Consider the following 24,116-nt stretch of genomic DNA (forward strand, 5'->3'; position numbering starts at 1 on the left):
GTCGCAGACGATTTCACCGGTGGTTAACGCTCGGATTGCAGGTCCTGGACTGCCTTATCCAGTTCGTCCAGCGCCTTGCCGAATTCCTCAAAGCTGCCGGACTCACGGGTCTTCTTCACCTTGTCCATCGCATCGCGCACGCGCTGCTCCGGGGTCGTATCGGTGCCCTTGTCATCGGACTTGCCGGCAGCACCCTTCCCATCCGAGCTCTGCTCGTCCTTGGACTTATTCTTGTCCTTGTCACTCTCGTCCTTACCCTTGCCGTCGCCCTGGTCTTTACCCTTGTTCTTGTTCGGATCAACCACCGAGCCATCGATCTCCTGGATGTCGGTCGTCGAGGACGTGTTAATACCCACCTGGCTCAGCGCCTCGGCAATGGTCGGGGCGTAACCCACCTGGCCGTTGTAGCTCACCAGCACGCGCAGCAACTTCGGGAAGGCCGAGTCCTGGCCACTGCGCTGCGAGTACACCGGCTCGACGTACAGGATCTGCCCATCACCCACCGGCAACGTCAGCAGGTTGCCATTCGTCAGGTCGTTCGTGCCCTTCAGCAGGGTGCGCTCGCGGGCGATCTCGTCAGAGGACATCATCGTGTCCTGCGCTTGGTTCGGGCCCAGAGTCTGCGTACCCGTCGGCAGCACACGCACGCTGATCTTGCCGTAGTTATCCGGGTCGGAGCTCACGGACATGTGTGCGGCCAGGAACTCACGGCGCAGACCACGGAACGGGGTGATCAGCTGGAAAGAAGGCTTGTTGGTCTTCGGGTCAGCCGCCACCACGTAGTACGGCGGCTGTGCGTTATCCTGGCGATCCTGCGGTGCAGTCGGGTCGGTCGGCACCGACCAGAAGGAGTCGTTCTGGAAGAACACGCCCGGGTCGGAGACGTGGTACTTAGCGATCAGCTCGCGCTGCACCTTGAACATGTCCTCCGGGTAGCGCAGGTGGTCCTCCAGCTCCTTGCTGATCTCGGCGCGCGGCTTCACCACACCCGGGAACGCACCCCGCCATGCCTTCAGCACCGGATCCGATTCGTCGAAAGCGTACAGATCCACGCTGCCGTCGTAGGCATCGACCACGGCCTTCACGGAATTGCGAATGTAGCCAACTTCATTGTCGACGACCTGGGACTCACTAACGCCGTCGGGGTTGATGGCGTCCGCAGTAGAGTCAGTGAGCCCAATCCGCTCGGAGTAGGGCAGGTTATTCAACGTCGTGTAACCGTCAACGACCCACTTCACACGGCCGTCAATGACGATCGGGTAGGTCTTGGAATCCGTGGTCAGCCACGGGGCAACCTTGTGGACGCGCTCGCGGGGGTCGCGCTCATAAAGGATCTTCGATCCCTCGCCGATACGGTCGGTCAGCAGCATATTCATTGACTCGAAGTGAGCCGAGAACATCAGGCGGTTGAAGTAGTTCGATACGTCCACTCCACCGGTACCGGTGTAGGTGTAGTTGGATGCGTCGGTATCGTACTCCAGCGGCTCGCCCTCGGTGTTGCCGACGATCGCGTAGTCGGAGTTGTTCTGTTTCGACGATGCAATGACCGGGCCGAAGTAAATGCGCGGCTGCTTAACGTCCAGCTTCAGCTCACCGCCCTGCTTACCGGATTCCATCGACTGCAGATCCGCCACAGTGTAGACCGGGTAGCCACCGCGAGCCGATCCCACATCACGGGCGACCTCGTCGACCTTGCGGGCGGGCGCAGCCACGAAACCATTGCCGTGGGTGTACACGGTGTGGCGGTTGATCCAGTCCTTCTGGTTACCGTCCAGGGTGTTCGGGTTCAGCTCACGGGCAGCAACCACAAAATCGCGCATCTGGCCATCGACTTTGTAGCGGTCGATCGCCAGCTCGTCGGGGAAGCCATAGAAGTTACGCAGCTGCTGTTGCTGGGTAAACGTCGGGGTCAGTACTTCCGGGTCCAGCAGGCGCACGTTGGACAGGGTGGCAGAATCGTCAGCCACGGCCTTCTTCTGTTCCTTCGACGCCGCATCGCCGGAAGAACCCCAGTCGCGGTCGTAGGTAACCTTGTCGTCCCCGATACCGTAGGCGTAGCGGGTCGCCTCGATGTTGCGGGCGATGTACTCGCGTTCCTTCTCCGCACGGTTCGGGTTGACGGAGAACTGCTCCAGCATTGCGGGCCAGATCAACCCCACGGTCAGCGAGGAACCCACCATCAGCGCCACCGCCAAGGCCGGAATGCGCAGGTCGCGCAGCACAATGGTGACAAAGAACATCGCTGCGACGAACAGGGAGATCACCAACAGCACGATCTGCGCCGGCAGCACCGCATTCACATCAGTGTAGGAAGCGCCGGTGAAGGTATCGTGCGAACGGGTCAGCAGCCCATAGCGGTCGAACCAGTAGCCCACTGCCTTCAGCAGCATCCACACGCCCGCGATCACGGCCAGCTGGCGGCGTGCACTCGTGGAGATCGAGGCCTTCTCCCCCACTCGCGGGTTACCCGTAGTGATGGATCCCAGCAGGTAGTGGCCAACGCCGTTGATCACAAAAGCCAAGATCAGCAGCACACTGAACGTAGAAACCAGCATCTGCAGGAACGGCAGGTTAAAGGCATAAAAGCCCAGATCCTTGCCGAACTGCGGGTCGCGCACACCGAAGTTCGAACCGTTCAGGAACATCAATACAGAGCGCCAATTCGACTGCACGATCATGCCGGTGATCACTCCGACGAACAGCGGAATCCCCAGCAGGAATGGCCGCATGTTGCGGCGAATCATCGGCCGGTACTCCGCCAATGGCGAGGATGTGCCCAGCGAGTCGATCTCATCCGGCCGCGCGCGGTAAGCCAGGAAGGCCGCCAGCCAAGACAGCAGCGCACCGAAGGCGCCGAAGATGGCGAACAGTGCCACGCGGGTGACGATCACATTCACGAACACGCCCTGGTAATCCACGCTGCGGAACCACGCGAAGTCGGTATAAGTACTCACCACCACCGGGATAACGAAAATAGCGGCGGCGATAACCGCCACTGCAATACCAAGGATTTTCGAGCGCCTGCTCGGCCCCTGGCTGGATGGGAACTTCTGCTTCGGTCGCCCCGAAGGCGGTGGCGTTGGCGTGCTCAAGGCTTAATTACTCTCCTGCTTATCGCGCCTGTCTGTATCGCTAATACGCGAGGTTTCCACCAGAATACGTACAATTCCTTAAGCGTCATAACAAAACAATGCACGATCAAATCAGCAGTGATTTAAGAAAGGCTTTCGCATGACCTTCCCCGACCCTTCTGCGTCCGTCGATCTGCAGGACGAGCGCGTGCTCAATGCCGCGCTACGCGAGGCTGTGGATTTCGTACAGGCGGAGGGTTGGGACCAGCCCGCCACCTTGTTTGCCCTGGTACCTGCCGCTCTGGTTGCGGATGCCGCGCCACAGGCATTCGATGACGATGCGCCCGCCAATCCCCTCGCCCTCGTGGTGCAGGAGGACATTCCGGAGGACATCCGCCCGGGCAGCGAGGAGCTCGGCCAGTTCCTCGCCACCATCCGCTGGCCCGCCCCCGTCGTAGGTGCGATCCTGGCCCAGGAGATCACCTTCTCCAACGCCGCCCCCGGTGCGGACCCTACCCCGCGCCAGGCTCGCTTGTTTAGCGGACTTCTTTGTGACGCCGACCTCTCCGGCCCCGAACGCTCCCTTATCCAGCTACGCCCCAGCGAGGAGGAGCTTGCAGAAGATCCTTTCGGCCAGGACAAGGTGCAGCTGCTCGGCGGGGACGATATCGCCCCCGGCGTGATTCACACGCTGCGCGCAACCTTCGAAGCCGACGAATAGCTGCTACTTGCAGGTATCGGCCTGCTTGCCCTCGTTGTAATCCTTGAGGTCCTTAATCGCATCATCGAGAGTGTCGACCTTCAACAGGGTGATTCCCTCCGGAGGCTCATGCACTGCCTCCGCGCAGTTCTTCGCTGGTACGAGGAACACCTCTGCACCAGCTTCCTTGGCGGCGGCGATCTTGTGAGTGATGCCACCAATGGGGCCGACCTTGCCTGAGGCGTCTATAGTTCCGGTACCGGCGACGAACTTCCCACCTGTGAGTTCCTCGGGCGAGAGCTTGTCGACCACCGCCAAAGAGAACATCAAACCGGCGGATGGGCCGCCGATGTCGGTGAGGTTGTACTCCACCTTGATGTCGCCACCCGGCTGGGCAACGGTGGTCACGCCGAGGAACGCGGTGCCCTGCGGATGGTCGCCACGTAGCTCCTTCGGCAGTTCGCCGAGCTTGACCTTGATGTCTTTTTCCTTGCCCTGGCGCTTGACGGTGATGGTGACCTCATCGCCCGCCTTATTGTCCTTAACCTTGTCCGATAGCTCGCTGGGCAGCGTAACCTTCTCCCCATCGACCTTCGTGACGATGTCGTTGACCTCGATCTTTCCCTGTGCTGGGGAATCCTCGGATACCTCCAGAACCATGGTCTCCAGAGGCTTGCGTAGGTAGTTCATCGCCGAGATTGTGGCGTTGGATTCAGAGCTGGCGAAGGCGGCGGCGTTCTGGCGCTGCACCTCCTCCGAGGACTTGCCGGAGGGGAATACGTGTTCTAGGGGAACTAGCGTGTCGTCAGTGGTCACCCAGCGCTTAAAGGCCTGCGCGAGAGTCATATTGGTGCGCACCGACACGGTGGTCATGTTGAGGTTGCCACTGGTCGGGTGAGTCTTCGCGCCGGTGATGTCGACTACCTCTCGGCCATCGACCTGGCCCAAGGTGTTGAACGTCGGCCCGCTGCCTTCAGCGGCATAGGGAACGGTGAGATCGATGTTGGTGCCGGGAATAGACGGCAGCCCGAGGAGGGAAAACACCGCCACCACGGGGACAGCACCCACGACGATGGTGCGATTACGCCTGTTCCAAAAATTCACCCGCCCAACTTTACATGTATTTCCCCATGATTTAGCTAAGCGCGCCCTGTGGAGCGGTCTGGCGCCTGTTCGCTCTCAGCACACGAAAATACGCGCCGATATGCCCCTTCGAGGTCGTTTTCGCACTGCAACAGTCGGTACGGTGGGGTACATGAGTAAATTCGGCTTTGGCTTCCACGGCCCGGACGATTCCGACGACGACCGCGACAAAGATAACCACGACAACCAGTTCGGTTTCTTCTTCGGCGGCCCCCTGGGCGGCAACGCCGGTGGCAAGGGTGGCGCAGGCAACATGGGGGCCGGCAACCTGGGCGACATTCTGAACCAGTTCGGCTCCATGCTTTCCGGCTTCGGAACCGATATGAACAGCCCCGACGGTAAGGGGCCGGTCAACTACGCGATGGCCAAGCGCACGGCGCGCCAACGCATCGCCGCCACCAAGAAGGACACCCGTCCGCGCCACAGCGATTCACAGGCAGTGGCCGACTCGGTGCGTCTGGCGGAGCTGTGGTTGGACGAAGCCACCATCCTGCCCGCCGGCGCGTCCGGCTCCGTGGCCTTCGGCCCCGCGCAGTGGTTGGACGAGACTTTCGACACGTGGAAGCGGGTAGTTACTCCCCTGGCTGACAAGCTCGGCGACGCTGCCCTCGGCGGGGTGCCGGAGGAAATGCGCAGCCAGCTAGGCCCGCTGGCGGGAATGATGAAGCAGATCAACGCCATGAACTTCGGCGTGCAGCTCGGCAACACTCTGGGTGAGATGGCCAGCGACGTCGTGCTTTCTACCCAATGGGGCGTACCACTTGCGCAAGGCGAGACCGCTGCCATCGCCACCGAGCACCTGGACGCGATGGCCAAAAAGCTGGGCTGCGAACCCCGCGAAGCACTGATCTACCTGGCCGCGCGCGAGGCAGCGCACCTGCGCCTGTTCAAGCACGTCCCGTGGCTGGTGGAGCGCCTGATTCTGGATGTCGAGGAGTTCGCCGCCGGCCTGTCGCTGGATTACTCCGCCATGGAAGAAGCCACCAGCGACTTCACCCCGGAATCGCTGAACGACCCGGCGAAGATGCAGGAGATGATGGAGCGCATGCAGGGGCAGGATTTCTCCCCGCAAGTCGTTTCCTCCAACACCCACGCCCGCGAACGCCTGGAAACCAGCCTGTCGCTGATCGAGGGTTGGGTGGATTACGTCACCGGCGTGGCCCTGGATTCCCGCATCCCCGCCGCGGCCATGATCAACGCCGCCTGGTCGGAGTTCCGCAACAACGGCTCCCCCGCCATGGAAGCGCTGACTAAGGCTCTGGGCATCAGCTTCACTGCTCCGAAGGCAAACGAGGCAGTCGAGCTGTGGCGCAGGCTGGATGATGCGGTAGGCGTCACTAAGCGCGACAGCGTGTGGGACCACCCCGATTTCCTTCCGGTTGCCTCCGACCTGGACAACCCGGCGGCCTTCATCAGCAACGTGGCATTCGATGAGGACGAGATGGAGGGCTTCAACCCCATCAGCGAAATCGAGAAGCTGGAGCGGGAGCTCAACGAGAAGCGTGACGAGAACGGCCAGAGCGACACCGACGGCCAGAGCGACGAGAAGTAGCTAGCCGCGCATCCCCCAGCGTTTGAAGGCTTCCAGGTAGCCCTGCGCCTTCTCCAGGTGCGGGGTGTGCGCCTCCCAGCGGCGGAACTCCGGGCCGTGGTTCGGCACGAACGTGTGGATCAGCTCGTGGATAATCACCGCATCCAGCACATATCCCGGCACATCCTGCAGCTGGTGGGCGATCCGGATGCGCTTCGACTGCACCGAGCAGCTGCCCCAACGCGTGTTCATGTTCGTGACGAACTTGATCTCTTTTACCGTCGCGCGGCCGCCGAGGTACTTGTTGTTGAGCTGCGCCGCGCGCTCGACGAGCTCGTTGTTGCCTATCGTATGACGCCGACTGCTCAGCGCCTTACCCACCAGCTCCATGCTGATTCTGCGTAGCTCGGCCTCCCCAATGATGGCCGGCGCCATGATCAGGAAGCCATCGCCTTCCTCCCGCACCGCGACCGTCTTTTTCCGCCGGGCGGACAATCGAATGCTCACGGGCGGGATCGCAGCGCCGCTAGCTTTCGCCAGCTCCGCCTGCACATCGCTGGCCACCTGCTGAGGGTCGATAACGCTATGCCGACGCAGGGAGGGAGCCACAGGAACATCCTTTCCACCAGCGAGGACGGTGCAGCGCTGCTAGGGTAAGAGGCGACGAGGCGCGCATGGGGAGCGCGACTCTTTCTTGGGGGAACTTCATTCATGCTAGAGCTTAATCTGCCATCCAACACAGCGATCCTGGCCAGGCCGACAATCGGCCTGCAATTCGGGGTGCTACCGCACGAATCGATGATCCTGCCGCTACCGAAGAACGTGAACCCGGGCCAGGTAGCGCACGTGTTCGCACTGGCGCGCGGCGGGATCGGGTTCGAGGAGCTGCACCAAAAGATGGGCTACTGCGGGCTGGAACCCGAAGATGCGCGGCAGATGCTCTCCGAGATGCTGCAGGCGAAAATCCTGCGGCCGTCCCAGTCGGACGTGGACTTCCACGTGCTGGCCTCCGGCGTGGCCAGCGAGCGGCTAGAGCCCGTGCTAGAGGCTCTTGGTTTGAGCTTCCGCATCGTCACCACCCCCAGCGAGGCTCGGCGATCGCTGATGGCCCTGCCCGGCGCGGTATTCCCGACCCCGGACGTGCAACACGCACTGATGGTCAACCGGGTAGCCCACTACCCTGCTGGCATCGTGGACGGCCGATCTGTGCTGGGGCCGCTGGTCATCCCCGGTATAACACCCTGCCTGGCCTGCACCGATAGCTACTACGGGCAGATCGACGACGGGTGGAAAGGAGTGCGCTTGCAGGCGACAGGTAGACCCGGAAGTACGGAAAGGCACCTGATCCAGGCAGCCTCCACACAGTTCGCGATGATGCTTAACGAACACGTCCTGCCTTGGTGGCGCGCGCAACGCGAGTATCGGCAGGAACGAAAGATGGCGCGGCTTAGGCAGGAAGCGCTGCCGACTCCACCGGATATCCCGGAGGTCCTCACCCAACGGCGGCTAGTGGACTTTGCCACCGGTGCCGTGCACACCCACCCCATCCCCTTCGACGACAACTGCCTGTCCTGCCGGGCGGTGCGGGTTTAGCTGTGCACAAGACCAACTGTGCACGGGATCAACTGTGCACAAGACCAACTAGGCGTAGTTGCTGACGATCGCCAGAACGTCCTCACCAAACTCCTTCACCTTGACCGGACCAATGCCCGGCACGGCCACCAACTGGTCAGACGTGGTGGGCAGCTGCTCGGCAATGGCTCGCAACGTGGCGTCACTAAAAATGACATACGCCGGCACCGCCTTGTCCTTGGCCAGAGCGCTGCGCCACTGCCGCAGCTCCGTCAGCAGAAGGTGATCAGTCTCGGGGGCGTGCTCCCCGCAGCGGCCGAGGATCTTTAGCTCCGGGCTGCCGAGCCTGGATCCGCAGACCACGCAGGCATTCTTCGGCGCGCCCAGCCTGTCCCGCGAACCGGAGGCGCCAGTACCGGAACGACGCTGCGCGGCGGCCGCTTCCTCCTGCGGGACCAAACCGTCGAGGAAGCGCGTGCGGCGACGGTTCGACTTGGAGCCCTCCTGGCGAGCCAGCGACCAGCTGAGGTGCAGGTGTTCCCGGGCGCGGGTGATGCCGACGTAGAACAGCCGGCGTTCCTCCTCGATCGCCTCTTCCGAGCCCGCTCCTTTGAGGGCATGGCGGATCGGCAAGGTGCCCTCGTTGAGGCCGACCAGGAATACAGCGTCCCATTCCAGGCCCTTGGCCGCGTGAATGCTGGCCAGGGTGACTCCCTGGAACTTCGGCGGGTTCTTCGCGCTCATGCGTTCCTTCAGCAACGCGACTACGCCCTGCATGCTTAAAGGTTCGGCCGCGGTGGTGGTGATGTCCTTGACCAGCTGGAAGAGGGCCTGCAGGGACTGCCAGCGGGCGCGCTCCTGGGTACCGGAGGGTTCGGTGGACGTCAGGCCGACGGGGACGAGCGCGGCGCGGACGGCATCCGGCACATCCTCCGGGTCCGGGTCGTACTTCTTCGCCGCGGCGGTGATGGCGTTCATTCCCTCCCGGATTTCCGCGCGCTTGAAGAAGCCCTCGCCGCCTTTGACCTGGTAGCCAATACCGGCCTGTTCGAGCTCGTATTCGTAGTTCGCGGACTGGGAGTTGATGCGGTAGAGGATCGCGATGTTCGCGGGTTCCACGCCCTTGCGGATAAGCGTCTGGATTTCCTTGACTACCGCCACAGCCTCAGCGGGCTCGTCGGGGTACTCGTGGAACTGCGGGAGCGGACCTGCGGGGCGCTGGCCCTCCAGCTTCAGCCGCGTGCCCGCAACGCGTCCTTTCGCCTTGCCGATCACATTGTTAGCCAGGTCCACGACCTGCGGGGTGGAACGGTAGTCCCGGTGCAGGCGGACGGTGGTGGACTCCGGGTACTTGGTGGTGAAGTCCAACAGATACTCCGGCGTGGCGCCGTTGAAGCTGTAGATCGTCTGGTTCGCGTCGCCCACAACGGTCAGATCATCGCGGTCGCCTACCCACGCGTCCAACACGCGCTGCTGGAGGGGCGTGACGTCCTGGTACTCGTCGACCACGAAGGTGCGGTAGCGCGAACGAAACTCGTCAGCAATGCCGGTGTTGGACTCGATGGCTGCGGCCATATGCAGCAGCAGATCGTCGAAGTCCAGCAGCATTCCCTCCGGCGTGGCCTTGAGGTTCTCGTAGCCCTGAAAGACCTTGACGAAGGTATGCGGGGCGACTGGGCAATCACGGCGGCGCGGTTCCACGAAGTCCGGGTAGTCTTCCGCGCTGATCAAGGAGGATTTCGCCCATTCGATTTCCCCGATGAGGTCCGCCAGCATCGGGGTGCTGACCTCCACTCCCGCGGCCCGCGCGGCGCGGGAGACGACGCGGAACTTGTTGTCCAGCAGCGTCCACGGCAGGTCGCCCGCATAGGCGGGCCAAAAGTATTTCAGCTGCCGCATGGCGGCGGCGTGGAAGGTCTTGGCCTGCACCTTGGGGATGTTCATCAGCGCTAGGCGCTCACGCAGTTCCGCGGCCGCGCGGGCGGTGAAGGTCACGGCCAGGACGTGGTCGGGATTCACGAATCCGCCCTCGACCAGGTAGGCAATGCGGTGGGTAATGGTGCGGGTCTTGCCGGTGCCGGCGCCCGCGATGATGCTCACCGGTCCGCGCGGGGCGGAGGCCGCTCTCGCCTGTTCCGGATCCAGACCATCCAGTAGGGAGCTCACTCAGATCCCCTACTTGGTGCCGAGAATATCGTCGGCACCGGGGTTGGAGCGCACGTACAGCACACGGTCGCCCGGTTCGATCGTCTCTGCCTCGGAGGAATCGATGCGGTACAGCTCGCCGGAGCGCACCACGCCCAGCACCACGTCTTCTAGCACGCGGGGGTTGCCGCCAACCTCTTCCTCGGTGACCAGGCGTTCGGCGATAGAGAATCCTTCGTCCGGCGACAGCAGATCCTCCATCATCTCCGTCACTGATGGCGTAACCGTCGCCAGTCCCATCAGGCGCCCGGCCGTTTCGGAGGAAACGACCACCGAGTCTGCACCGGATTGCCGCAGCAGGTGCGAGTTATCGGATTCGCGCACACTCGCGACGATCGTTGCAGAAGGCGCGATCTCGCGCACCGACAGTGTGATCAGCACCGCTGTATCGTCCTGGTTCGGTGCGACGACCACCGCGCGGGCACGGTTCACACCGGCGAGTTTCAGCACGTCGGAGCGGGTAGCCGTACCCTGCACCGTCACCAGCCCCTGCGCGGACGCCTGATCCAGCACCTCCCTGTCCGTATCCACCACGACGATCTGCGAAGGCGATACGCCGTCGGCCAGCAGCGCCGCGATAGCGGAGCGGCCCTTAGTGCCGTAGCCGATAACGATGGTGTGGTTACGCATTTTCTTCCTCCAGCGGCGGATGACTAACGTTTTGCGGGATTCTTCGGTCAGCACTGACAGCGTCGTGCCGACCAGCAGCACCAGGAAGACCAGGCGGGCCGGGGTGATGATGAGGGTGTTGACCAGTCGCGCGTTCTGCGTCTGCGGTGACACATCGCCGTAGCCCGTCGTCGAGAGGGACACCGACGAGTAATACAGGGCGTCCACAAACGTTTCCATCCCCTCGTAGCCGTCCCTGTCGAAGTAGGCCAGGCAGGCGACGAAAAGCACCAGCAGGAAGGCGTAGAACATCCGTCGGATGATGAGCCACCAGGGGCTTTGTACCACCGAGGTCGGGATGCGGACGATGTTCAGCAGTGCGTGCGGCGGTAGCTCATCGACCTCATCGTCGGCGCGAAAACGTTCGCGCAGCCGGTCTCTCATCTACGTCCTCTCGTCACTGCTCGATGCTGCCTTGTGGCTCTTCGCCGTCGTGTTCTTGGGGTGCCTTCTTTGTGACGCCCCCAAGCATCCGCTCGAGTTGCTCTGCAGACAGTAGTGTACGCGGTTCATAGGTCTCATTTGCCGCGACATAGTGAAACACGGCGCGAACGTTGTCGGCGGGCACCTCCACGCCCAGTTTGGTGCTGAGGAGTTTCGCCCATGCCAGCCTGTAAATGGCCAGCTGCTGTTCGGCTGCGTCCAGTTCCGCACCGGTGGGTTTGCGCCCTGTTTTCCAGTCCACCACGATCCAGCCGTCGGTGGGATCGTCTCCTTCGTGGAATACGGCGTCAATACGTCCCTCAAACACGTGACCGCCGATCGTGACAGAGTAGGCGCCCTCCACGCTTTCGGGTTGGCGATCGGCCCATGCGGAGTGCAGGAACGCCTCCTTCAGGGTCTCGAGGTAAGGGTCGCCGAGCGAAGCATCCGAGGCGCCCGGCAGCTCTTCCTCGTCCAACAGGGTGACCTGCTTGTAGCGTTCCTCCACCCAGTTGTGGAACGCGGTGCCGCGCTTGGCGTAGGGTTTCGGCTCGAGGGGAATGGGACGACGGGCGCGCAGGGCGAACTCTTCGGAATCCCTGCGCAGGCTCACCATCTCGGTAGCCGTGAGTCGCACCTTCAGTGGCACCAGCACCTCGGCGTTGTCCATTTCCGAATATTCCTCGAGCAGCATATCCGTCTCGAGGTCCCACACCTCGGCCACGGTGGTGGGCGCGGAGGGGGTTGGGGTGTCGGCGCTGTCCGGCTCCTGCGCGCTTAGCGCCTCGATTTCCTTGCGCACCATGTCGGCGGCTTCGGCCACACCGGGGCGCTCTGTAGCGGGAGCTGGGCTGGGCCAGGGGGCGCCTGCGCCATTGTTCGCTTCAGCGACGCGCTGCTGTCGCTCTTCGCCATACTCTAAACGCCGGGAATTGACCTCGACAGTGGGAAGCAGCTTCCTCTGCTCGACTGGAAGCTCCGAGTTATTCAACATCTCATCCAACTTCGAGTAAAACTGCCCCATGTCAGACCAGTGCTCTACACAATCCTTGCGGTTGTTTACCCGCAGGTGGTCCCGCAACAGTACTAGACACAGTGAAGGATCCTGTGCATCCTTGGCGCCGTCCTTATATGCCGCACCACTGACATAGAGCACCCTCTGGGATCGGGTGATGGCCACGTAGAACAGCCGGTCGTTCTCCTTTGAACGAAAGCGCTTGACTTCCACATTGAATGCGTCATAGGCGTCCGCGTGCGCCTTTCTGTCCTCAACGCCTTTGAGGGACAGAATTGGGTACATTCCGGGCTTTTCCCCCGCATCCCCGCGCAGGCTGCTGGGAATGACCTGAGCGGTGGTTGTCCATGAATACTTCTTGTCTTTCCGCGGTTGCGCGTAATCGCTGAAACTGTCGCGCGTAGCATGCGGCACCGCAACGATGTCCCACTCCAGCCCCTTGGCTTTATGGACGGTAAGGATCTGCACGGTATTGTCCTTGCGCTGGACCTCTCCGGGGGTCAGTCCGTCTTCTTCGGCATGTGCCGCCTTCAGATATTCGACCAGCGCTTTCGGGGTTGCGGATCCGATGCGGGAGAAATCGCGAACGATATCCGCAAATCTATCCAGGTGGCTGGTGCCAATAGATTGATCCGGGTGGCGATGCCAGCGCGCCAACACCTCATGCCGCACTCCCAGCATCTTCTCGATGTCCGCGACCAAGTCCGGCAGGTTCTTGCTGAGGCTGTGGCGCCGCAGATACCCCAGCTCCCGACCGAGCAGCTCCAGCCTTTGGGCGCCTTCGGGTGACATCCCCATATCCGCGGCATCTCGGATGTCCGCGAGTGCATCAACCAGACCGACAGAAAAATCGGTGGGGTCTGGAATGGCATCTAGGATCTCCGCTATCAGTTCATCACGCACGCCGGGCGTGTGGAGAGACTCGATTTTCTCCAGTCGCTCCTGCTCCAAAACGGTTTCGTCGATACTTTCCGCTTCCCCAGATCCGCGTTTGGCAATCTGCTCTGCGCGTCGCGTGAGCACCGCAAGGTCAGCGGCACCGATGTTCCACCGCGGGCCAGTCAGCAGGCGCAGCAGTGCCACGTCATCCGTCGGGTCCACCAGCACCCGCAGTGTGGCAAAGATATCCGCAACCTCAGGGAGGTCCAGCAGGCCTGGCCCGGCGGTCATATCTGCGGGCACCCCGCGTTCGACCAGCTTGTTGTAGATAGGAACAGCGTTCGCATTCTTGGTCACCAATACCGCTGCGGAAAAAGGTCTGACCTTGGACGGGTCGTCCGCCGTTTCCAGCTTCTGCTGGTACTCCTGCCATCGTTCCTGCAGCTTGTCAGCCATCCAGTCGAGCTCCTGTTCGCGCTCATCAAAGAAAGCCACAGCGACCTCGCCGTCTTCAGCACCAGGGCGCGGGCGCAGCTCGGAAACTAGGCGTCCGGTGCTGTCGGTGCTTCGCTCCATGGACCAGGTAGAGACCTTGTTGGCCATATCCAACACGGTGGTGGGGTTGCGCCAGGAGGTCAGCAGCTGCAGCTTCTCCGCTGGGTTCCCGTTCGAATCCCGAAAGTCCTCGCGGAACTTCTCCAAGTTAGAGGCCGTCGCGCCGCGGAAAAGATAAATCGACTGCATAGGATCGCCCACCGCCATCGCGGAGAACTCACCGTCGTTCGCCTTGCCCGTGCCAAACAACGAAGACAGCATGATGCGTTGGGCATGTCCAGTGTCCTGGTACTCGTCCAACATCACCACGCGGAAACGTCGCCGTTGTTCTTCCCCGACGACCTCGTGATCACGCACAAGTCCCGCAGCCTTGCTCATCTGCTGGCCGAATGTCAGCAACTCCCGCCGCTGGAGCTCTTCCCGATATTCGTGCACCAGCTGCAAAAGCTCGATGCGGTATTCCTGCGCGTCGAGGAAGTTCCGGTTCTCCTTGTTGAACTCGACTCGACTTCTCGCTTTCCTTGGTAGGTCTTTGAGATTCTCTCGCGCCTCCTCACTTTCCTCCGCTACTTTTTCCGGATCCGCCAGGTGGTTGTCCATCTCATCGGACAGAGCGCACACCTCCTCGATGACCGTTCCCACAGCCCTATCTACGGATATCTTCCCCTGCGAGTTCAGCACCACATCGCGGGCCACCATCCACCGTTCGGCGTCCGTAATAAGCCTGGCCGCGGGCTCCGAAGGGATCAATAGTCCATACTCACGGACGATGTCCCCCGCGTAGGAGTCATACGTAGCCACTGCCGGCGCGATGTTCTTCAGCGCCTCGCGCCGCGGATCATCGGTGGCCAGCTGATCCATGAAGGCGCTACTCGCCAGCGTCTGTAGGCGCTGGCGGATGCGCTCCCCCAGCTCCGCGGCGGCCTTGCGGGTAAAGGTCAGCCCCAGAATCTGCTCTGGTCGGGCGAAGCCGTTGGCCACCATCCACACGGCCCGCGCCGCCATGGTTTCGGTCTTACCGGCGCCTGCTCCGGCAACTACCAGAAAGTTGCCGAACGGCCCGGCCTGGATGACTTCGGCCTGCTCGTCGGTCGGGGCGAACCTCTGCCCCATCAGCTGGGATAGCTCCTGCGGGCTGAAAATGTGCCTGTTGCTATCCATTTAGACCACCTGCTTTCCTTCTGGCTGTGCGGGGCAAATCGATGTGAATGCGCAGTTCGTGCACTCCTCGTTGATTGTCGCCAGATACGTAGGCCCCGCTGTCACTGGGGCTATATCCATCAGCATGTCGTGTGTGTCACCCAGTTTTTCCTCTGTCAGCTCTGCCTGAGGTTTGGCAATGCGCTTTCCCTCGGTTCCGGGGTAGACCAGCGCGGCACCACCAGGCTGGTACTTGTGACCATCGCCGCCAGGGCGCTCGGTGAGCGTAAGCAAGAATTGATACGCTCTGAGCTGCGAGCTCTCTTCTGCAGCCTTTTCCGACACCGCTTTCTTGCCTGTCTTAAAGTCGATCACCTGCGTCAGCCCATCCTCCGGGTTCGTCACCAACAGGTCCGCACGTCCGCTCAGGGTCACCTCTATCCCGTCCTCGGTCTGTCCCACTTGTGCCCGCAGGGTGCGCTCGGTCTCTAGGTCGAATCCTTGGTCCCTGTATCCGGTAATGAACTTATGTAGTTTCTCGACGCCACCCTCCCAGCGCTGCACAGTGTGCGTATCCTTCCACCCTGGGCCATCGAGCACGTGCGGCAGAATCTCTTTGACCGCCAGCTGTGCCTCGCCGAGCTCCATGCCTTGCACAATCTGCTCAGCGATGGCGTGGATAAAGATGCCCACGCGCATGGGTTCGGTGGATTCGCTCACCCCGCCGTTGCTTTCCAGGAAGGTCCGCAGCGCGCAGGTGTTCCAACTCTCCAGCTTGGAAGGGCTTATCCGGATCTTGCCCCCCGATAGCACCCGTTCCTCCGAGGAAGGCTGCGCCATTCCCCACCAGTCCTCCGGCGCCGCACCGTGCACACCAGCCCGCGCCATCTTGGCCAGGTTCCGCGCAGCCGCACGCCGTTCGTGGCCGGGCCGATTCTCATCGGTTACAGCATCCCGCAGCTCCGCCAGCAGGGATTCGATGGCCAGCACGCGCGGCAGCGCACCAGTTGTGGATGTGGCAGGCGGTTGGCTGGAAGCCTCCTCGATGTCACCCGTCGCTGCCAGCTCGGTGGGCTCTACCTCCATCTCGGCGATGAAGCGCGATGGCACCAGAGCCTCGTCGCCCGAATTTTGCACACTCGTCACGTGCACGGTATCCGTCGCGCGGCTGATGGCCAGCAGGAATAGTCGGCGTTCTTCTTCGATCGCATCGTTGATGCGGGAGACAGGCACGCTCGGGTCGATGTTCCGGTCCAGCAAATCCACGAGCTCTAGCTGGCCGAACAATCCGCCGACGGTCGGCCCGGTAGGCCACTGGCCTTCTTGCACTCCGGCCACCACGGCAACCTTCCACTGGCGCCCTGCTGCCGCGTGGGCCGGCAGGATCTCCACCGCCCCGGCGCGCACGCCGCGCTGGTCGCGCCCGCCGGTGGGCACCTGTTGGGCCCGGATGTTGTCAATGAAGCTCTTCACCTTCGCCTGCGGGTTGCGCTCTGCGAAGTCACCGACGATGTCGAACAGGCTCATCACCGCATCCAGGTCGGCATCGGCCTGCGCGCCCAGGGATCCCCCCTTCAGCGCTTGCGCGCGCAGATGCATATCCAGCTTCGTGGCCTGCCAGATCTTCCACAGCACCATCTCCACGCTCTGCTGCCCCGCCAGTGCCTTCCGCCCGGCCTCCAGCACGGTAGACACTCGCTGCAGGACCTCCTGTTCACGCGGTCCACAGTGGCTAGTGACCCATTGATTCTCCGGGGCCTCGGGGCGATTCAGCAGCTCCGTCACGTAGTCAGCGGCCTGGAAGGGCGCACCGTTGTCGTGCTGCCGCAGCGCCTGCCCGGCCAACTGCGCGGAGCGGATGGCTAGCGCCACTGCACGGTGCACGCGGCGCACCATCACCGGATCTGCGCCACCGACGCTGCCTTCCAGCAGGTCGCTCATCTCCGCCACCGTCAGGTCCCGGTAGCTGGCCTCCGCCGCCAGCAGCAGCATTCGCACAAGTGGCTGCTCGGCCAGTACCACGGAGGTCGGATCCACCTTCACTGGCACGCCATAGGCCATCAGCGACCTGCGCACCCGCGCAATGCTTCCCGTGCCACGCACGATCACGGCAATGTCGTCCCACGCCACCGAATCCTCGACGTGCGCACGGCGCACTACATCTACGATCTTCAGCCGCTCTGCCGTCTCCGTCGGGGCGATCGTCACCTGCACGGAATCCGCCCTCATAGACTCCGCAACCGCCGCGCCCACGGTCTCCCCCGCACCGGCAGAGCGCAGCACCACGCGACTCGGCTGGGCACTCAGGTGCCTACGGACAGCATTAACGGACTGAGCCGCAGGGGGCGTCAAACGATAGGAAGCACTGAGCACAACCCGGTGATCCGGGTCCTGCGAGTAGGAGTCCAAGAAAGCCTCATCCGCCCCGCGGAAGTGGAACACGCACTGATCCGGGTCGCCCGCGATAAGGGTGCGCGTGCCGGGGGCGATAAAGCTCTGGATCAGCCGCGCCGAGGCCGGATCCAAGTTGTGTGCATCGTCCACCAGCAGCAACTTCACCCTCTCCCGCTGCTGCTCCACCACCTGCGCGCCTTCAGGGCATTCGAACGCGCCTAACGTGGCATGCAGCAGCTCAGAGGCATTCAAGCTCTCCGTGCGACTCAGCCGCTGTACCTGCTGGTATTCCTCTAAGAAATGTCCCGCACCCTCCCACATCGGCCGGTCGTGCGCCACCCCCAGCTCCCGCAGATCCGCCGCCGACAGCCCGCGCTCGGTGGCGCGCAACAACAAGTCGCGCAACTGCTGAGCAAACCCGGCGTAGTCCAGCGCGGGAACCACGTTGTCCGGCCAGTACCGGTTGCCATCTTGCGCCGTGCCACGCAGAATCTCACGGATCTGCATGTCGTGCTCCGCACCCGTAATCAGCCGTGGCGGCTTCTTCCCTCGCAGAGCCTGCACGCTGCGGTAGAAAGCAAACGCCCATGAGTGCACCGATCGCACAAAAGTGCCGGACGCCGCGTAATCGCCTTCCCCTGCCACCCGTTCGTACAGCGAGGCACGCACGGCCGTCGCCGCCTCCTTCGACGGGGCGAAGAGCATTATTTCGGACGCCGATCCCCCCTGCAGCAGGAAATCTCTAGCTGCAGCGATCAGTAGCGACGTTTTGCCGGTACCCGCCCCACCGAGAATCGCATAGGGTTTCGAATAATCAACTTTGGCGGAACCTTCTACCAGCGCGCCTGCCAGCCCATCGAAGTGCTCCGTGGCGCTGAAGGCCGAAGCGGACTCCCCTAGTCGCACTTGCGGCTGCCCGCTAGCACCAAGGCGTTTTTCCAGGTCACGGTTAATATCGCGAGTGTTCTGCGGACTCTTATCTGTGTTGTGGCGATCCATGACTCTTAGTTTGTCACGTGCCCCGGACAACCTCTTGCTTAGCCACCCACGCTTCGACGACATCGGCCACTCGACCGAGCCCCTCCCAGGATTCCGGCTGCGAGTTCGGCAGCATCGCATGGAGGAAAAGTCGGTACATCACGGCTCGCAGTGCCAACTGCGGAAAGTCCGGAAGGTGTGCCCACCTATCCAGCAGCGCGTCCGGGGCATTGCCCCAGGCCATCGTGTCCACGATCAGCAAAGCCACTGTCCACGCCGCCGGATGCCATGCCGGGTACAGATCCGTCACGATCGGGTCGGCGGTTCCATCAAAGATGGTGCACCCGGCTATGTCCCCGTGCACCAGCTGGTCGTTTTCCCTGATGGGGCCGCGCATCTCGGCCAGCACAGCGGCCTTGACCAGTGCTGCGGCTACGTCCTCGCGGGGTACGCTCTCTGGCGCCAGCACCGGCGTAACCCATTCGGCTGGATCCTCCGCGAACGCCGCCTGGTCAGCTGCGGCGTATAGGTCGTATTCGTACCACTTCTTGCCCGCCACCGGGGGCGCCAAGAACGTCGGCTTCGGTTCGCCACGCAGGGCCTCGTTCAACCGCAGCGCAGCTGCCACCATCTCATCGAAACGCGGCGACTGGTGGCCAGACATAAACGTCCGCGCACGCCAACCGGACACGCTAAAGCGGCCGTCGGAGGAGAAGATCGGGCGCGACATGGACACTCCCGCGGGCCGCACCTTCGACATGATCTTGGCGATCCACGCCGCGCGCGCCGGTTCATCGGCGCGGGAAATCACTGCCCGGTCGCAGCGCCACCCCTGGCTCCACTCCTGCTCCAACAACACCGGACGCGCCGATGGAACCTGGAAGCTGGCAAGAATATGCGCAGGTGGCGGGGAGTTGAAGTCACTGTGCGGGTCGTCGTTGATCATCTGCTCGTTTTTCTTGGCTCTGCTTGTGTCGCTTGTGTCGCTTAGGTCGCTTGGGTCGCGTGGGTTAGGAGTCTTTCGGACCGTAGGGGAAAACCCACGGGTTGGCCCGGCAGGTTTTCGAATCGTGTCCGAAGGGCTCTTCTGGGTTGATTTTATAGATCTCGGCGTTGTTCAGACTGATTGTCTGCTGCATCATCACCGGCGCCAGCCCACCGTCGCGTGTGCACGGCTTGTGAGCCTTGTGCCCCACGCCGTGGCCGACCTCGTGGTTGATCATGTACTGCCGGTACGCGCCCAGATCCCCTTCAAAGGGAATCGCTCCACGTACCCAGCGTGCCTCGTTGAGTACCACGCGGCGCTCCGCCGGATAGTTGCAGCTAGTTTCGATCCCGTAGGTATCCCCGCACGTCTTCGCCGTGGTCTCGGTCGAGGTGAGCTGGATTCTCAGATCCGGCTCCTCACCGTTCTTCAATTTCTTTTCGTCGACGTGTTGGAAGGAAAACCGCGGGTCGCCGCCCCAGGACTTCGGGTTAGATAGCGTGGCATCTACCATCGCAGCAAACGCATCGTCCCCGCCGTAGGCCGAGGCCTTCAGCGTCGTTTCCACTTCCACCACATAGGTGAACTTTTTCTTGCCCTCGCCGAAAGACTTCCCCGGCTCGCCGACGGTGCGGAACTTTCCGCTGCCTTTCGTGGTGTACTTACCGCCCGGCGGCAGCTCTCCGAGTTTCAGATCGTCGTAACCACCAGCACCGTGTTCACCAGCGCCGTTGCTACCATTCTGCTCCGAACCATCCGCAGGTCCGGGAGCCTCGCGTGTCACCGCTTTAGCGTCGCCCTTCACCCCTTCAACGCTTCCCAGACCGTTGATGAGGCTGTGCATGACCAGCAGCGTCACCACGACGAATATGGCAGTAATCAGCACAACCTGGCGGAAGGTCAGACCACCCCGCGGTTCCCCATTAACCATGCGCGCGTCGTGGGCCTCATGGGCCTCGCAAACCTCCCGCGCCGGCGGAATTGGACGCCGCTCAAAGTTGCTGCTGCCACTCATATATAAGGGCTAAAACCAACTAGCTAACGAAGCCGACGGAGTTCTTGGCCTCCGCACCGACCTCGACGTACGCAACCTGCGCACGTACCAGAACGTAGCGCGCACCCTTAGCGCCCTCGATCGTCAGAGTTTCGCTACCGCCGGAACGCAGGAAGTTCTCTACCTCTGCGACGTACTCGTCCTGAGACTTAGCCTGCTCACCCTTGGTATCGACGGCGATAGCCAGCTCGCGGGCATTGTGTACGAATCCGACCTTGATCTGCATGGGGAATCCTTCCTTCATGTTCGCTTTATACTCACGTGCAGTATTGTGACCATCATAGACGTCGAGCAAGGAAGGCAGGTATCCATGTCCACTGGCCCCCGTCCGACCTTTAGCTCGCTCGGCGTAGCTGCGGAAATCACGGAAGCCCTGGCAGATGCCAACATCACCCACGCCTTCGCCATCCAGGAATACACCCTGCCCATCGCGCTAAAGGGCTCCGACGTTATTGGCCAGGCACGCACGGGGATGGGCAAAACCTTGGGCTTCGGCATTCCGGTTCTGGATCGGGTCTTTGATGACGCCACCGTCACCGCCCCCGACGGTACCCCGCGCGCCTTGATCGTTGTGCCCACCCGGGAATTGTGCTTGCAGGTTACCGACGACCTCACCCTGGCGGCCCGGCACCTGCGCGTGCCGGTGGGGACCGAGGGGGCGTCCCAAAGAAAGAAGCACAAGACCCGACCGTTGCAGGTACAGGCGGTGTACGGCGGCGTGGGCTTCGAGAAACAGACGGCGGCGCTGGACCGTGGCGTGGATATCGTCGTCGGTACGCCAGGAAGGCTGCTAGACCTGGCGCGCCAGGGGCACCTGCAGCTGGCCACGGTGGAGATCGTCGTGCTGGACGAGGCTGACGAAATGCTGGATCAGGGCTTCCTGGACGATGTGCGCGACATCATGACGCAAACCAACCCCCAGCGGCAGACGATGTTGTTCTCCGCGACGATGCCAGGGCCGATTGCGGCACTGACGAGGACTTTCATGCGGCATCCAGTGTTGATTCAGGCGGACAGCGCGGCGACGGAAGCAACGCACGAGTCGACGAAGCAAGTGGTGTTTCAATCTCATAAGCTCGACCGGCTCTCGGCGCTGGCTCGAATTCTGCAATCCCCCGGGCGCGGACGCAGCATCGTTTTTGCGCGCACGAAGAGGCAGGCGGCGAACGTGGCCGAGGAACTCGCAAAGCTGGGGTTCCGCGTGGGGGCTGTGCATGGGGACATGCGGCAAAAGGACCGCGAGGAATCCCTAGACGAGTTCCGCCGGAACGAAGTGGATGTGATGGTCGCGACTGACGTGGCTGCACGAGGAATCGATATCGAAGACGTCACACACGTGATCAACTACCAGGTACCGGACGACGAGCGCACCTATGTCCACCGCATCGGCCGCACCGGGCGCGCCGGAAATACTGGCACAGCAGTGAGCCTGATTGGTTGGGACGAGGTGGCACGCTGGAATGCCATCAGCGACACGCTAGGGCTGGGCCTTCAGGATCCACCACAGTGGTTTTCCTCCAGCGCAGAGTTCCTAGCAGAGTTTGATCTGCCCGCAGATGTGGTCGACAGGGTAGGCTCGGCACGCGGAGTGAAAGGTGCTGCATTGAAGGTAAAGAAATCTAGCCGGGGGCCTCGCCGATGAGCCGACGTTTCCCCTCGCCCGAACGGGCGCGTCGCAGCGACCACATGGCCGCCGCCGCACTGGTAGCCGGCGCTCTTGCCCTCGGTGGCATTACATGGCTGGGTTCCGACGCGCGCAATGTGGATCACAGGGTCGCTAGCCAGCCGATCTCGGCTTCTGATAAGACTCTTGCCAAGGCCGGAGAGGACAACAACGACCAGCAAATCCCCCAGCAGCTGCACGAGTTGTGGAGCGCGCAGACCGATTCACCCGACCTGGTTGTGGATCAGGGTGGCGTAGTTCTGACTGCCGATAGCAAAACAACGATGGTGCGGGGCGATAGCGGCGAGGAAGTCTGGCACTACGACGCTCCGGAAAAGCTCTGCGGTGTGGCTGCGAACTGGGAAAAGACGAACCTATTCCTGCACGGCCCCAAGGGCTGCGGGCAGGTCGTTGCACTCGACAGCAGCACCGGTGAGTATCGACACACCCGCGACATGATGGCTTCTAACACGGTGGCCCTGTTTCAGAGCCGCGACAGCATCGGAATGCTGGCGCCTTCCCGCACCGAGCTGCTGCGCTACGACCTGGTGCGAACAGTCGAGGTCGGCGAGAAGAAGACCGCGGTGAAGCCCAACAAGCAGAAGTATCTGGAATGCACCTTTACGTCCGCGCTGACGCGCAAGGAGCTGCTTGCCACGGCGCAGACGTGCCCCGATAAGGACACAAAGCTGGTCCGCCTACTGAAGACCAAGCCGGAGGATTCGGACGTTCCGGAGGAGTTTCACGAATACGAAGTGCCCGCTGGCAGCGAACTCGTAGGCATAGGGTTGGATCACGCGGTGATCTACGTGCCCGGGAATGGAACCCGTGCAAAGGATGAAAAAGACTACAAGGGTTCCCGCTTCCAGATCCTGGATAAGCAGGGCAATTTCAAGCAGATTCCCGCTGATCCCGCGCCCTTGTTGGATCCACACAAGCGCCAAGGCGAGCTCTTTAGTGCCCAAACCGCGGACTCCGCGCATGCGATGAGTTGGTTTGATGGGAAGCGCGTGGTGGCTTTTAAGCCGTCAACAATGGAGCCAAGGTTCCAGGTAGAGGGCGCTATTGGACCCGCAGCCCCAATGGGTGGAAGGCTACTGATCCCGATGCAGAAGGGAATCGGGGTCGTGGATTGGAGTAACGGAGCGTTGCTACGCACAATTCCGGTTGATCGCAAGGGCTACACCGGACCAGTGACGTTGAGACTGGCCGGCGATGTGCTGGTGGAGAAGCGTGGGAAATCCGTGGTCGCGCTCGGGCGCGAAACCCGTTAACCGCAATCCTCTCTAGCACCAAATTATTCCCCTGTGACGTTCATCACACTTTTGCTGAAAACTCTAGCCAAATCAGCAGAACCGTGCCAGAATCTTCCAAGTAACCGATAAGAGGCCAAGAGGTTAACAGAAGACCAACTCAGCCTTAATCGATGGCGAGAAGCCGCCGCTGCCTACCCTTGTCGTTGGCATGCACGCCACTTCGCCACAGAAACACTTTTGCCTGAATTTACCTAGAGATTCTCTAGGTGAATTTGTCGAGCCCAACTTCGATCAAAAGTGTCCCCACAACGACGCAAGCAACACTAACGACGCACCTCGGGCTTACATTGCCCGAAAAATAGAAGGGAAACACAATAATGGATTGGCGCCACAAAGCCGTTTGCCGTGAAGAAGACCCCGAACTGTTCTTCCCCGTTGGAAACTCCGGCCCTGCCCTGGCACAGATCGCCAAGGCAAAGCTAGTCTGCAACCGCTGCCCCGTTGCTTCCCAGTGCCTGAACTGGGCCATCGAGTCCGGCCAGGATGCCGGCGTATGGGGCGGCATGGCCGAGGACGAGCGTCGCGCACTGAAGCGCCGCACCAACCGCGGCCGCACCCGCACCCGCAAGCGCATCACCGTCTAAACCCCAACATTTTGTCCAGCTAGGCGCCCCCGCTAAGCTGAACAGGTTGAAACTGTCCCCTTAAACACCAAGGAGCTGCAATGAGCAAGCGTGGCCGCAAGCGCAAGGATCGTCGCAAGAAGAAGGCTAACCACGGCAAGCGCCCGAACAGCTAAGCCGTAACAAAAAGGCCGGCAGGTGCACCGCATAAAGCGGTCACCGCCGGCCTTTTGCTTTGCTCTAGGCTAAAGGACTATTGG

The 24,116-nt window shown here is 62.0% G+C and carries 17 protein-coding genes; 7 read left to right on the top strand and 10 right to left on the bottom strand.

The features are described 5' to 3' along the window. Window positions 1–23: 23 nt before the first annotated feature. The gene (locus L8U58_RS01610) at window positions 24–3,092 is read right to left on the bottom strand and encodes a UPF0182 family protein (RefSeq protein ID WP_034979500.1); all 3,069 of its coding nucleotides are present in this window, start codon (window positions 3,090–3,092) and stop codon (window positions 24–26) included. A 139-nt stretch (window positions 3,093–3,231) separates the two neighbouring features. Here L8U58_RS01610 and L8U58_RS01615 point away from each other — a divergent pair, with 139 nt between their 5' ends. Beyond that, complete coding sequence (locus tag L8U58_RS01615; protein WP_034979503.1) at window positions 3,232–3,792, top strand: PPA1309 family protein; 561 nt, start codon at window positions 3,232–3,234, stop codon at window positions 3,790–3,792. A gap of 3 nt (window positions 3,793–3,795) precedes the next feature. Here L8U58_RS01615 and L8U58_RS01620 read toward each other — a convergent pair whose 3' ends face one another. Continuing rightward, window positions 3,796–4,875 carry a YlbL family protein gene (locus L8U58_RS01620; RefSeq protein WP_034971285.1) on the bottom strand — a complete coding sequence of 360 codons (1,080 nt, stop codon included), beginning with the start codon at window positions 4,873–4,875 and terminating at the stop codon, window positions 3,796–3,798. Between the two features lie 151 nt (window positions 4,876–5,026). Here L8U58_RS01620 and L8U58_RS01625 point away from each other — a divergent pair, with 151 nt between their 5' ends. Beyond that, window positions 5,027–6,466 (top strand): zinc-dependent metalloprotease, encoded by a 1,440-nt coding sequence (locus L8U58_RS01625; protein ID WP_269954537.1) that lies wholly within the window; start codon window positions 5,027–5,029, stop codon window positions 6,464–6,466. Here the strand turns inward: L8U58_RS01625 and L8U58_RS01630 are convergent, their stop codons facing one another. Beyond that, window positions 6,467–7,054, bottom strand: coding sequence for a M48 metallopeptidase family protein (locus L8U58_RS01630; protein ID WP_269954538.1), 588 nt, complete (start codon window positions 7,052–7,054; stop codon window positions 6,467–6,469). It abuts the gene before it with no gap. A 102-nt stretch (window positions 7,055–7,156) separates the two neighbouring features. Between L8U58_RS01630 and L8U58_RS01635 the strand changes: the two genes are divergently transcribed. After that, complete coding sequence (locus L8U58_RS01635; protein WP_043012475.1) at window positions 7,157–8,038, top strand: hypothetical protein; 882 nt, start codon at window positions 7,157–7,159, stop codon at window positions 8,036–8,038. A 48-nt stretch (window positions 8,039–8,086) separates the two neighbouring features. Here L8U58_RS01635 and L8U58_RS01640 read toward each other — a convergent pair whose 3' ends face one another. The 7 genes from L8U58_RS01640 to L8U58_RS01670 form a co-directional block, all read right to left on the bottom strand. After that, window positions 8,087–10,183 (bottom strand): ATP-dependent DNA helicase UvrD2, encoded by a 2,097-nt coding sequence (locus L8U58_RS01640; RefSeq protein ID WP_269954539.1) that lies wholly within the window; start codon window positions 10,181–10,183, stop codon window positions 8,087–8,089. A 9-nt stretch (window positions 10,184–10,192) separates the two neighbouring features. Then, entirely contained in the window at window positions 10,193–11,275 is a 1,083-nt protein-coding gene (locus L8U58_RS01645) for a potassium channel family protein (protein WP_034971280.1), read from the bottom strand. A gap of 13 nt (window positions 11,276–11,288) precedes the next feature. Continuing rightward, window positions 11,289–14,924 carry a UvrD-helicase domain-containing protein gene (locus L8U58_RS01650; protein ID WP_269954540.1) on the bottom strand — a complete coding sequence of 1,212 codons (3,636 nt, stop codon included), beginning with the start codon at window positions 14,922–14,924 and terminating at the stop codon, window positions 11,289–11,291. After that, window positions 14,925–18,296 carry an ATP-dependent helicase gene (locus tag L8U58_RS01655; protein WP_269954541.1) on the bottom strand — a complete coding sequence of 1,124 codons (3,372 nt, stop codon included), beginning with the start codon at window positions 18,294–18,296 and terminating at the stop codon, window positions 14,925–14,927. 13 nt (window positions 18,297–18,309) lie between these two features. Next, a complete protein-coding gene (locus tag L8U58_RS01660; RefSeq protein WP_051873805.1) occupies window positions 18,310–19,221 on the bottom strand; it encodes a TIGR02569 family protein in 912 nt (303 codons plus the stop codon). 64 nt (window positions 19,222–19,285) lie between these two features. Continuing rightward, window positions 19,286–20,191 (bottom strand): DUF3152 domain-containing protein, encoded by a 906-nt coding sequence (locus L8U58_RS01665; RefSeq protein WP_269954542.1) that lies wholly within the window; start codon window positions 20,189–20,191, stop codon window positions 19,286–19,288. 103 nt (window positions 20,192–20,294) lie between these two features. Next, window positions 20,295–20,558: a DUF3107 domain-containing protein gene (locus L8U58_RS01670; protein ID WP_230580176.1), complete on the bottom strand. Its 264-nt coding sequence runs from the start codon at window positions 20,556–20,558 to the stop codon at window positions 20,295–20,297. A 66-nt stretch (window positions 20,559–20,624) separates the two neighbouring features. Here L8U58_RS01670 and L8U58_RS01675 point away from each other — a divergent pair, with 66 nt between their 5' ends. The 4 genes from L8U58_RS01675 to L8U58_RS10265 all read left to right on the top strand — a co-directional run bounded on the left by L8U58_RS01675 (window position 20,625) and on the right by L8U58_RS10265 (window position 24,032). Then, entirely contained in the window at window positions 20,625–21,956 is a 1,332-nt protein-coding gene (locus tag L8U58_RS01675; RefSeq protein WP_269954543.1) for a DEAD/DEAH box helicase, read from the top strand. Next, window positions 21,953–23,251: an Rv3212 family protein gene (locus L8U58_RS01680; protein WP_269954544.1), complete on the top strand. Its 1,299-nt coding sequence runs from the start codon at window positions 21,953–21,955 to the stop codon at window positions 23,249–23,251. Before L8U58_RS01675 ends, L8U58_RS01680 begins: the two co-directional genes overlap by 4 nt. Window positions 23,252–23,610: 359 nt before the next feature. Next, the gene (locus L8U58_RS01685) at window positions 23,611–23,877 is read left to right on the top strand and encodes a WhiB family transcriptional regulator (RefSeq protein ID WP_005293852.1); all 267 of its coding nucleotides are present in this window, start codon (window positions 23,611–23,613) and stop codon (window positions 23,875–23,877) included. Window positions 23,878–23,957: 80 nt separating this feature from the next. After that, window positions 23,958–24,032, top strand: a complete 75-nt coding sequence (locus L8U58_RS10265) for a 50S ribosomal protein bL37 (protein WP_011274008.1) — start codon at window positions 23,958–23,960, stop codon at window positions 24,030–24,032. Window positions 24,033–24,116 lie beyond the last annotated feature (84 nt).

Origin of the sequence: Corynebacterium macclintockiae (assembly GCF_027570165.1) — a bacterium.
GTDB lineage: Bacteria > Actinomycetota > Actinomycetes > Mycobacteriales > Mycobacteriaceae > Corynebacterium > Corynebacterium macclintockiae.

Coding starts and splice junctions, on each gene's coding strand:
- L8U58_RS01615 (WP_034979503.1), top strand. CDS start 3,232: ATGACCTTCCCCGACCCTTCTGCGTCCGTCGATCTGCAGGACGAGCGC.
- L8U58_RS01625 (WP_269954537.1), top strand. CDS start 5,027: ATGAGTAAATTCGGCTTTGGCTTCCACGGCCCGGACGATTCCGACGAC.
- L8U58_RS01635 (WP_043012475.1), top strand. CDS start 7,157: ATGCTAGAGCTTAATCTGCCATCCAACACAGCGATCCTGGCCAGGCCG.
- L8U58_RS01645 (WP_034971280.1), bottom strand. CDS start 11,275: ATGAGAGACCGGCTGCGCGAACGTTTTCGCGCCGACGATGAGGTCGAT.
- L8U58_RS01650 (WP_269954540.1), bottom strand. CDS start 14,924: ATGGATAGCAACAGGCACATTTTCAGCCCGCAGGAGCTATCCCAGCTG.
- L8U58_RS01655 (WP_269954541.1), bottom strand. CDS start 18,296: ATGGATCGCCACAACACAGATAAGAGTCCGCAGAACACTCGCGATATT.
- L8U58_RS01660 (WP_051873805.1), bottom strand. CDS start 19,221: ATGATCAACGACGACCCGCACAGTGACTTCAACTCCCCGCCACCTGCG.
- L8U58_RS01665 (WP_269954542.1), bottom strand. CDS start 20,191: ATGGTTAATGGGGAACCGCGGGGTGGTCTGACCTTCCGCCAGGTTGTG.
- L8U58_RS01670 (WP_230580176.1), bottom strand. CDS start 20,558: ATGAAGGAAGGATTCCCCATGCAGATCAAGGTCGGATTCGTACACAAT.
- L8U58_RS01675 (WP_269954543.1), top strand. CDS start 20,625: ATGTCCACTGGCCCCCGTCCGACCTTTAGCTCGCTCGGCGTAGCTGCG.
- L8U58_RS01680 (WP_269954544.1), top strand. CDS start 21,953: ATGAGCCGACGTTTCCCCTCGCCCGAACGGGCGCGTCGCAGCGACCAC.
- L8U58_RS01685 (WP_005293852.1), top strand. CDS start 23,611: ATGGATTGGCGCCACAAAGCCGTTTGCCGTGAAGAAGACCCCGAACTG.